The 6,479-nt window shown below is 42.6% G+C and carries 7 protein-coding genes, 1 tRNA gene and 2 pseudogenes; 6 read left to right on the forward strand and 4 right to left on the reverse strand.

The window, feature by feature from the left end; all coding sequences use genetic code 11:
• Nucleotides 1-14 precede the first annotated feature (14 nt).
• From NSB03_RS19495 to NSB03_RS19510, 4 genes and pseudogenes are all read right to left on the reverse strand, one after another.
• Nucleotides 15-269, reverse strand: a pseudogene (locus NSB03_RS19495) (ribosomal maturation YjgA family protein); the annotation flags it as partial.
• A gap of 164 nt (nucleotides 270-433) precedes the next feature.
• Entirely contained in the window at nucleotides 434-1,207 is a 774-nt protein-coding gene (locus NSB03_RS19500) for a TIGR03915 family putative DNA repair protein (RefSeq protein WP_024988747.1), read from the reverse strand.
• Nucleotides 1,204-2,472 (reverse strand): putative DNA modification/repair radical SAM protein, encoded by a 1,269-nt coding sequence (locus tag NSB03_RS19505; protein ID WP_024988746.1) that lies wholly within the window; start codon nucleotides 2,470-2,472, stop codon nucleotides 1,204-1,206. Before NSB03_RS19505 ends, NSB03_RS19500 begins: the two co-directional genes overlap by 4 nt.
• A 212-nt stretch (nucleotides 2,473-2,684) precedes the next feature.
• A complete protein-coding gene (locus NSB03_RS19510) occupies nucleotides 2,685-2,861 on the reverse strand; it encodes a BF3379 family histone-like protein (RefSeq protein WP_024988745.1) in 177 nt (58 codons plus the stop codon).
• A gap of 146 nt (nucleotides 2,862-3,007) precedes the next feature.
• On the opposite strand from NSB03_RS19510, the gene NSB03_RS19515 reads away from it, so the two are divergent.
• The 6 genes and pseudogenes from NSB03_RS19515 to NSB03_RS19540 all read left to right on the forward strand — a co-directional run bounded on the left by NSB03_RS19515 (nucleotide 3,008) and on the right by NSB03_RS19540 (nucleotide 6,425).
• On the forward strand, nucleotides 3,008-3,655 hold the full coding sequence (locus NSB03_RS19515; RefSeq protein ID WP_024988744.1) for an AlbA family DNA-binding domain-containing protein: 648 nt from the start codon (nucleotides 3,008-3,010) through the stop codon (nucleotides 3,653-3,655).
• A 170-nt stretch (nucleotides 3,656-3,825) separates the two neighbouring features.
• On the forward strand, nucleotides 3,826-4,458 hold the full coding sequence (locus NSB03_RS19520; protein ID WP_257420838.1) for a DUF8491 family protein: 633 nt from the start codon (nucleotides 3,826-3,828) through the stop codon (nucleotides 4,456-4,458).
• Between the two features lie 148 nt (nucleotides 4,459-4,606).
• Nucleotides 4,607-4,991 (forward strand): annotated as a pseudogene (locus NSB03_RS19525) (KamA family protein); the annotation flags it as partial.
• A gap of 323 nt (nucleotides 4,992-5,314) precedes the next feature.
• Nucleotides 5,315-5,893 carry a uracil-DNA glycosylase family protein gene (locus tag NSB03_RS19530; RefSeq protein WP_024988742.1) on the forward strand — a complete coding sequence of 193 codons (579 nt, stop codon included), beginning with the start codon at nucleotides 5,315-5,317 and terminating at the stop codon, nucleotides 5,891-5,893.
• Nucleotides 5,894-5,933: 40 nt separating this feature from the next.
• Nucleotides 5,934-6,287 carry an arsenate reductase family protein gene (locus tag NSB03_RS19535; protein ID WP_121766651.1) on the forward strand — a complete coding sequence of 118 codons (354 nt, stop codon included), beginning with the start codon at nucleotides 5,934-5,936 and terminating at the stop codon, nucleotides 6,285-6,287.
• 65 nt (nucleotides 6,288-6,352) lie between these two features.
• Nucleotides 6,353-6,425: transfer RNA gene (locus NSB03_RS19540), tRNA-Trp, on the forward strand.
• Nucleotides 6,426-6,479: the final 54 nt, after the last annotated feature.

Consider the following 6,479-nt stretch of genomic DNA (forward strand, 5'->3'; position numbering starts at 1 on the left):
TCTTGCGGGCATTTTTATTTTATCGGCTGAAAAACAGCCGATAAAATTGTCGTGGCGGAAAATAGAATGATTACAATTATGAACGCGTATCCCACTGCATAGCAGACTATATCCGCCCAATCGAACGTAGAGCCCAGAACAACTCTGGCTACACGGTTCGTTATGCCTAAAGTCTCCACTAATTGGAAATACTGCATCACTTCCACAAAACAGGCAAAAAGAAATATATAGAACGGCATTCGTGGAGTACCTGTCGGCAAAAACATTCTTTTCTTCATTATTCACTCAATCACAGGGTTCGATATTCATTTGAGTGTGCGAATATACGATAAAATAGAACGGATACATTCAAATATTACTAAATTTGAAGAGGATTACAATCTTTTCTTATTGGAAAAGCCGTGAATTAGGAAAGGTTGCCTTATGATGATTTTCACCGCTGCTTCTCGGTCAAATACTTCCAGTAACGCACAGGCATATCCTGTCTATGTTTTCTCGGATTAATGCGCTCTTTTATACAAATCGCCTTGAAATAGGTTTTCCAAAGTTGTTGGAAGAGTTTTTCGTCTTTATCCATGAGGCTTTCATCCAGCATCCCCGTTATCAGGTGGGATTCCCGACTGCCATCATCAAAAGAAATCGTAGTCACTTCTTGCAAATCGTAATAAAAGCCATAGCGACGTTTCATATCATAGATAATCCACTTTTGGTCGGCAAAACGGTCTTTAAAGTGATGGACGGTAAGCGGCAACGCATTAAATTGCGGTTCGAAAGCAGCGAAGAATGTACCGTCCGCAGCCTTCTGAAAACGGACAAACTGCATTAAATGTACACGTTCGCCATCCACCTTTTTCCAGATTTGTGCCAGTTGAAGTACATCCGGATCGGCAAAATTGGTTTCAATGGAACGAGGAGAATCAATCGCCTTGCGGATATATCGAAAAATAAGCATTCCAACTTCCGGCAGTTCCGACAACCAACTTTGAGTGAGACAACCCAGTGCCGAAGATGAAACCTTTTTCTGCAGACCGCGCCATACACGGGCGGCTTTCTCTTCATCAGTGACCACCGTATGCAATTCATCATAAAATAAAGGCAAAGCATCCCCCTCCGACAAGAGTTCGTCGGGAAAAGTCTTGCGGAAATAAGCGTCGAAGACAGCTGTCAGCAGACCATCAAAAGTTTTATCGTAGATATAGATATTCATTCTCCAAAGTCAAGTACCAACTGGCGTTCGTCCACTTTCTTTTTAGATTTTGGCAACAATAAAGTACGTACCCGTTGCGGGGAAAGCTCGTTCACTGTCTGTATTTGAAGAGGAAGTTCCTTGCAGGTAATGAAGTATTGCGCTTTTTTCATCACTACTCCTATCTTTTTCAATTCATAAAAGCCCAGTCGTGAGAAGCGCCGGGAAGCGACAATCAGCTTCGCCGATTTCACACCGATGCCCGGCACACGGAGAAGCATTTCATAATCCACTTTATTGATATCGACCGGGAAATGCTCAGGATGGCGCAATGCCCAAGAGAGTTTCGGGTCTATTTCGAGGTCAAGGTCCGGGTAAGAGTCGTCTACTATTTCATCTACTTTGAATTGATAGAAACGTAACAGCCAGTCAGCCTGATAAAGCCGGTTTTCGCGTACTAACGGTGGTTGTTTCAAGGCCGGAAGGCGCTTGTCGTAGGTATTTACGGAGACATAGCCGGAATAGTAGACACGCTTCATCGTGGGACGGTTATAGAGTGCCGACGAAAGAAAAAGAATGTCCTTATCCGATTCGGATGTGGCACCGACGATAACCTGCGTACTCTGTCCGGCAGGTGCGAAACGCGGAGCGTGACGGAACTTCTGCCGTTCTTCCTTACTTTCCAATACGCCTTGCTGGATATATTTCATCGGGGCAAAGACGCTTTTATGGTCTTTCTCCGGCGCAAGCAATTTCAGGTTTTCTTCTTTGGGAATTTCTACGTTGACACTGAGACGGTCAGCATACAGCCCGGCTTCGTTCACCAGCTCGCGGCTGGCACCAGGTATGCTCTTCAGGTGGATATATCCGTTGAAGCGATGTACCTGCCGCAGGTCTTTGGCAACACGCACAAGGCGCTCCATCGTATAATCGGGGTTGCGGACTACGCCGGAACTGAGAAACAGCCCTTCTATATAATTGCGACGATAAAATTCCATCGTCAATTCCACCAATTCGGATACGGAGAAGGTGGCGCGCGGAAGGTCATTGCTACGTCGGTTGATGCAGTAGGCGCAATCGTAGATACAATAATTGGTAAGCATGATTTTCAGCAGCGATATGCACCGCCCGTCCTCGGCAAAACTATGGCATATCCCCCATCCCCCCACAGTATTACCCAGCAGCCCAGGTTTATTGGAACGCACTGTGCCACTGGAAGAACAGGAAACATCGTACTTTGCGGATTCCGCAAGTATCTTCAGTTTAGCCAAGACATTTTCGTTCATAAATTCCCAATCCGATTATTTCCGCAAATATACGATTAAATTTGATTTAGGTATCCATTTTTAAATCTTCCATTAAAAAAAGATATTGCCAACACAGAAAGAGGGTCTGTCGCTTTGAAGTGCACTCCAAAAGTTAGACAATAAACTTTTGGAGTGCACTTCAAAGCGACAAACCCTCTCCTTTTTCCTGTATCTTAGTAGTCTTCTGACTATTACTGCTTAGCAGCTTCCAAAGATGCTTTACGGAATTCTTTCATTGCTTTTTCGATTTCCAAAGAAGCTTTACGAGCACGAGTTCCTGCTGCTTTGTTACCGTTTTCAATCTGAGCGTTCGCATCTTTAGAGAAGTCAGCATAAAGAGCTGCTACTTTTTCTACCAATTCTTTCATAATCCTTTTATTTTTTCGTTAATAATGTGCCACAAAAATACACTGTTTCCCGAAATAAACGCATAAAAACAATATTTTTTTTGAAATATTCTTCGAAAATTATGCAAAAAAATGGCCTTTCACCTTTTTTATCTACCTTTGCAGCCATGAAACTGCTTACAGATACTGATTATATACATGCACTGATTGCTGAAGGTGAGCATCAACAACAGGATTTTAAGTTCGAAATTTCCGACGCACGCAAAATAGCCAAGACTCTCTCCGCTTTTGCCAATACCGACGGAGGACGATTACTTATCGGCGTAAAAGACAACGGAAAAATAGCAGGAGTACGCTCCGAAGAAGAGAAATATATGATTGAAGCCGCCGCGCAACTTTACTGTGTGCCGGAAGTGGAATACACATTAAAAACATATATAGTAGAAGGACGACAGGTTTTAGTGGCTACCATCGAAGAGACTCCGCACAAACCGGTGTATGCCAAAGATGAAACGGGCAAACCTCTTGCCTACCTCCGCATCAAAGACGAGAATATACTGGCAACTCCCATACATCTCCGCGTATGGCAACAAAGCGACAGCCCGCGTGGTGAACTTATCCGATACACTGAACGGGAGCAGCTTTTACTGGAACAACTGGAACAGGGAGTATTGCTCTCACTCAACCGCTATTGCCGTCAGACAGGAGTTTCACGCCGTGCTGCTGAACATCTGCTTGCCAAATTTGTTCGTTATGATATTGTGGAACCTGTATTCGAAAATCACAAATTCTACTTCCGGATAAAGAACGAATAATCATATATAATAAAAAGAGACAATGCCGGACATTGAAAAGGACTTGGAATATTGGTGAAACCCACTGTTTTTTTGTACCTTTGCGGGCAGATTGCCAATGGATAGTTATGCGACATAGCTTCCACGCACTCCAATAGTAAATTGCAAATAATAAAATTGTAAATATAACAATGGGCTTATTTAGTTTATTCAAGAAGAAATCCGATGAAACGAAAGTCGGCAATGTAGAAGATTTCATATCTCTGACCCGAGTTTATTTCCAGTCAGTTATCGCCACTAATCTTGGTATTACAAATATCCGCTTCTTGCCGGACGTGGCTAATTTTAAACGTTTGTTTAAGGTGCCTACGCAGAACGGCAAATTGGGACTGGCGGAGAAATCAGCTTCACGCAAGATGCTGATGCAGGATTACGGGCTGAACGAGAGTTTCTTTAAAGAAATAGATGCTTCAGTGAAACGCAATTGCCGCACACAGAATGATATCCAGTCTTATTTGTTCATGTACCAGGGATTTTCCAATGACTTGATGATGTTGATGGGAAACCTGATGCAGTGGAAGTTCCGTATGCCATCTATTTTCAAGAAGGCTCTTTACGGTATGACGCAAAAGACGGTTCATGATGTATGCACGAAGACGGTATGGAAGGCAGATGACGTGCACAAAACAGCTGCGGCCGTTCGTCAGTACAAGGAGCGTTTGGGATACTCGGAACAGTGGATGACGGATTATGTGTATAATATCGTCCTGTTGGCAAAAAAAGAGACGAAACGCAAAGACGACGACACAGAAACGAAAAAATAAGCGGCCGCAAGTGTTAGAAAATTGTAAAGATTGACACGATAGAAAAAGCAGGGGTTTCGAACCTCTGCTTTTTTTGTTATCTCTATAGGCTCTATGAAAACTGACATACCATCTTTATTATTAACCAACAAAAAGAAACGGATTGCTTATGAAACAAAAGAAAATGCTTACGCTTACTTTTCACAGTTGAAGTAAATCTATGGTCAGGAGATTCCAGAATTGGAGGAGATGGCTGTAAGAAGTACTACTGTTGAGGACTTTAAGTCTGAATTGCTGGGATTTTTGGCTACTTGTGACATGAGGAATGAGGCTGCGGAAGAGGCTAGGAAGCAAATCCGACTTTTACTTCAGTATGACGGGGCTGGATATACACGAACTGTCTACGGGACAAGATGCCGGTACGGATTATCCGGCTGCTTCATGAGTTTCTGACGGAAACGTTGGAGAATATGGAATTGCCGCTGAATTTGTTTATTGAGATTTTTCAGATGTTCGGACGGTTGAAGGGAAATGTGGTTCCGTTGGCTCCACCTTTCTCACGTACAGTTGCACCGATAAGCGGTTCACCTTTAGTATCGACAACACGCCCCTTACTGTCGCTTTATCAGCAGGGGGGCTACTGTTTGTTTTAACTCTTGTTGCTCTGAAGCATAACATTTTTCACTCAGGAAAAAAGAACAGGCTTATTAAACAGCAACTAACAACTACTCTTACTCTCAATGATATTACGTTAGACCGTACATTCATTATGTTGCAAAAAATAACTAATTATTTTAAATATAGCATTTTTCCGTATTGATTTTGAGGAAAATAAATAGAATCATTATTTTTGCAAGAAATTAAACAACATATAAAAATGGAAATCGAAAAACATCCGTTAGAACCGTTTCTTCCTGCGAAAGCACAACTACTTATGCTGGGGAGTTTTCCACCGCAGAAGAAACGCTGGTCGATGGACTTCTACTACCCGAACCTGAACAATGACATGTGGCGGATTTTCGGTGTTTTATTCTTCAATGATAAGGAGCACTTTCTAAATTCGACACGAAAAGCATTCGTTCGCGAACGAATTATAGACTTTTTGAATGAAAAATGTATTGCTCTGTTCGATACAGCCTCTTCCGTCCGCAGACTACAAGATAATGCCTCGGACAAGTTTCTGGAAGTGGTGGAAGCTACCGACGTAGCAGCATTGCTTCGTCAGCTTCCCGAATGTAAGGCAATCGTCACCACGGGGCAAAAAGCTACAGATACGCTCCGGCAGCAGTTCGATGTGGAAGAACCGAAAGTAGGCGATTACGCAGAATTCGTTTTTGAAGGACGGGCTATGAGGTTATACCGTATGCCTTCTTCCTCGCGGGCCTACCCGCTGGCATTGGACAAGAAAGCAGCAGCTTACCGGATTATGTATCAGGATTTACAGATACTTTCATAAAAAAATAAGTATATAATAATCATTTAATAATAATTTGCATATGACACCTTTATTCTTGCAATACCCGGCATGCAGTACCTGTCAGAAAGCCAAGAAGTGGTTAACAGAAAATAACATTGAGTATACAAATCGGTTAATTGTAGAAGAAAATCCTACGGTGGAAGAGTTAAAAGCATGGATTCCCCGCAGCGGTCTGCCTATAAAGAAATTCTTCAACACTAGTGGATTAGTTTATAAAGAATTGAAAATGAGCGAGAAGTTGCCAGGCATGAGTGAAGAAGAACTAATAGCACTATTGGCAACAAACGGTAAATTGGTGAAACGCCCATTGGTAGTGACGGACAACTTTGTCCTGGTCGGTTTTAAGCCCGATGAGTGGGAGAAATTAAAATAATTCAAAAGTTATTTACCCGTTTTTTTGGTAGTTCAAAAGTTTATATTACCTTTGCAGCCGCAAACACGGGAGTAGCTCAGTTGGTAGAGCACCGGTCTCCAAAACCGGGTGTCGGGAGTTCGAGCCTCTCCTCCCGTGCAAGATCAAATAGCTGTAAGTTATTAACTTACAGCTATTTTCCGTTTATAGGTC

Source organism: Bacteroides acidifaciens (genome assembly GCF_024623065.1).
GTDB classification, from domain to species: Bacteria; Bacteroidota; Bacteroidia; order Bacteroidales; family Bacteroidaceae; genus Bacteroides; species Bacteroides acidifaciens.

Coding starts and splice junctions, on each gene's coding strand:
- NSB03_RS19500 (WP_024988747.1), bottom strand. CDS start 1,207: ATGAATATCTATATCTACGATAAAACTTTTGATGGTCTGCTGACAGCT.
- NSB03_RS19505 (WP_024988746.1), bottom strand. CDS start 2,472: ATGAACGAAAATGTCTTGGCTAAACTGAAGATACTTGCGGAATCCGCA.
- NSB03_RS19510 (WP_024988745.1), bottom strand. CDS start 2,861: ATGAAAGAATTGGTAGAAAAAGTAGCAGCTCTTTATGCTGACTTCTCT.
- NSB03_RS19515 (WP_024988744.1), top strand. CDS start 3,008: ATGAAACTGCTTACAGATACTGATTATATACATGCACTGATTGCTGAA.
- NSB03_RS19520 (WP_257420838.1), top strand. CDS start 3,826: ATGGGCTTATTTAGTTTATTCAAGAAGAAATCCGATGAAACGAAAGTC.
- NSB03_RS19530 (WP_024988742.1), top strand. CDS start 5,315: ATGGAAATCGAAAAACATCCGTTAGAACCGTTTCTTCCTGCGAAAGCA.
- NSB03_RS19535 (WP_121766651.1), top strand. CDS start 5,934: ATGACACCTTTATTCTTGCAATACCCGGCATGCAGTACCTGTCAGAAA.